Origin of the sequence: Sphingomonas sp. OK281, from assembly GCF_900115295.1 — a bacterium.
GTDB lineage: Bacteria > Pseudomonadota > Alphaproteobacteria > Sphingomonadales > Sphingomonadaceae > Sphingomonas.
On record NZ_FOVZ01000015.1, the window covers coordinates 1 to 2,500 of the forward strand.

Annotated in this window: 2 tRNA genes and 1 rRNA gene; all 3 read left to right on the forward strand. The window is 54.6% G+C overall.

Annotation, left to right across the window (positions count from 1 at the left end):
• Nucleotides 1-318 precede the first annotated feature (318 nt).
• A 16S ribosomal RNA gene (locus BM244_RS22400) occupies nucleotides 319-1,805 on the forward strand.
• Between the two features lie 269 nt (nucleotides 1,806-2,074).
• Nucleotides 2,075-2,151 (forward strand) — tRNA-Ile (locus BM244_RS22405).
• Nucleotides 2,152-2,166: 15 nt separating this feature from the next.
• Nucleotides 2,167-2,242, forward strand: a tRNA-Ala gene (locus tag BM244_RS22410).
• Nucleotides 2,243-2,500 lie beyond the last annotated feature (258 nt).

Consider the following 2,500-nt stretch of genomic DNA (forward strand, 5'->3'; position numbering starts at 1 on the left):
CGGTCGCAAAAAACCAGATGCTCCAAGCTTCTTCTAGCGAAGAGGTTATGCGAGTGTCGGTATTTTTGTCGGCTCTTTGACATTGTAGGTTAAGATGAAGGGACATGTGGGCGGCGGCTTGCGGTTTCTGGGGTCCTCAAGGCTCCGGAGTATCGTTTAAAGCTAAGTCGTTCTCATATGTCCTTCACATATTCCATATGTAATGGACGGTCGTTTTGGTGTTCGCACTGAGGCGGTCGTCTGAAAGATATTGTGCAGAGCGGCTCCTTGAGATGAGCTGGTTGATCGTGGAATTCCACTGCGATTGGCTGGTGACATAAACTTGAGAGTTTGATCATGGCTCAGAATGAACGCTGGCGGCATGCCTAACACATGCAAGTCGAACGAAGGCTTCGGCCTTAGTGGCGCACGGGTGCGTAACGCGTGGGAATCTGCCCCTTGGTTCGGAATAACAGTTGGAAACGACTGCTAATACCGGATGATGACGTAAGTCCAAAGATTTATCGCCGAGGGATGAGCCCGCGTAGGATTAGGTAGTTGGTGTGGTAAAGGCGCACCAAGCCGACGATCCTTAGCTGGTCTGAGAGGATGATCAGCCACACTGGGACTGAGACACGGCCCAGACTCCTACGGGAGGCAGCAGTGGGGAATATTGGACAATGGGCGAAAGCCTGATCCAGCAATGCCGCGTGAGTGATGAAGGCCTTAGGGTTGTAAAGCTCTTTTACCCGGGATGATAATGACAGTACCGGGAGAATAAGCTCCGGCTAACTCCGTGCCAGCAGCCGCGGTAATACGGAGGGAGCTAGCGTTATTCGGAATTACTGGGCGTAAAGCGCACGTAGGCGGCTTTGTAAGTAAGAGGTGAAAGCCCAGAGCTCAACTCTGGAATTGCCTTTTAGACTGCATCGCTTGAATCATGGAGAGGTCAGTGGAATTCCGAGTGTAGAGGTGAAATTCGTAGATATTCGGAAGAACACCAGTGGCGAAGGCGGCTGACTGGACATGTATTGACGCTGAGGTGCGAAAGCGTGGGGAGCAAACAGGATTAGATACCCTGGTAGTCCACGCCGTAAACGATGATAACTAGCTGTCCGGACACTTGGTGTTTGGGTGGCGCAGCTAACGCATTAAGTTATCCGCCTGGGGAGTACGGCCGCAAGGTTAAAACTCAAATGAATTGACGGGGGCCTGCACAAGCGGTGGAGCATGTGGTTTAATTCGAAGCAACGCGCAGAACCTTACCAGCGTTTGACATGGCAGGACGACTTCCAGAGATGGATTTCTTCCCTTCGGGGACCTGCACACAGGTGCTGCATGGCTGTCGTCAGCTCGTGTCGTGAGATGTTGGGTTAAGTCCCGCAACGAGCGCAACCCTCGCCTTTAGTTGCCATCATTTAGTTGGGCACTTTAAAGGAACCGCCGGTGATAAGCCGGAGGAAGGTGGGGATGACGTCAAGTCCTCATGGCCCTTACGCGCTGGGCTACACACGTGCTACAATGGCGGTGACAGTGGGCAGCAAGCACGCGAGTGTGAGCTAATCTCCAAAAGCCGTCTCAGTTCGGATTGTTCTCTGCAACTCGAGAGCATGAAGGCGGAATCGCTAGTAATCGCGGATCAGCATGCCGCGGTGAATACGTTCCCAGGCCTTGTACACACCGCCCGTCACACCATGGGAGTTGGATTCACCCGAAGGCGTTGCGCTAACTCGCAAGAGAGGCAGGCGACCACGGTGGGTTTAGCGACTGGGGTGAAGTCGTAACAAGGTAGCCGTAGGGGAACCTGCGGCTGGATCACCTCCTTTCTAAGGATATCGGCAGAAAGCGCCGACAGGCCCGCATCTTATGGTGCCACCCTGTCGGAAGAGCTTCTTCCATTCCAAAGAACATTAGCCGCCGTCCTCATGTCCCTTCATCACTAGGTTAGTCCATAAGACGAGACAGCATCCGCTGTCTTGACTGTGGGCGAGCTCGGCCAGCGCGCGAAGCGCGCCCCTGGGTCCCATCAAAGTATTACTTTGATAGAGGCCCTATTAGGCGCAGTTCTGCTGCGTCTGACGGGCGCAGCGGGTGTGGGCCTGTAGCTCAGTTGGTTAGAGCGCACCCCTGATAAGGGTGAGGTCGGTGGTTCGAATCCACCTAGGCCCACCACACACAAGTGCGTTTGGGGCCTTAGCTCAGCTGGGAGAGCGGTTGCTTTGCAAGCATCAGGTCATCGGTTCGATCCCGATAGGCTCCACCATTTCGCAGGAGACGAGACGAGGCAGCAAAGCTGCCGCGCACGTCACCAAGAACGGCCAGCGCCGAGAAGCGCGCCCACAGGGCGCAGCTTCGCTGCGACTGACGGGCTCGCGGACAACGCACCATCAGCCATAACCTAGAGATGAAGAGAAACGGTTCGCCGCACGAGAGTGGGGTGATTGACGGGCAAGCCCGTCGTATTTGACATTGTGAATGGGTTTTTTAAAATCGATGCCGTGAGGTGCTCGATTTTGGAGAC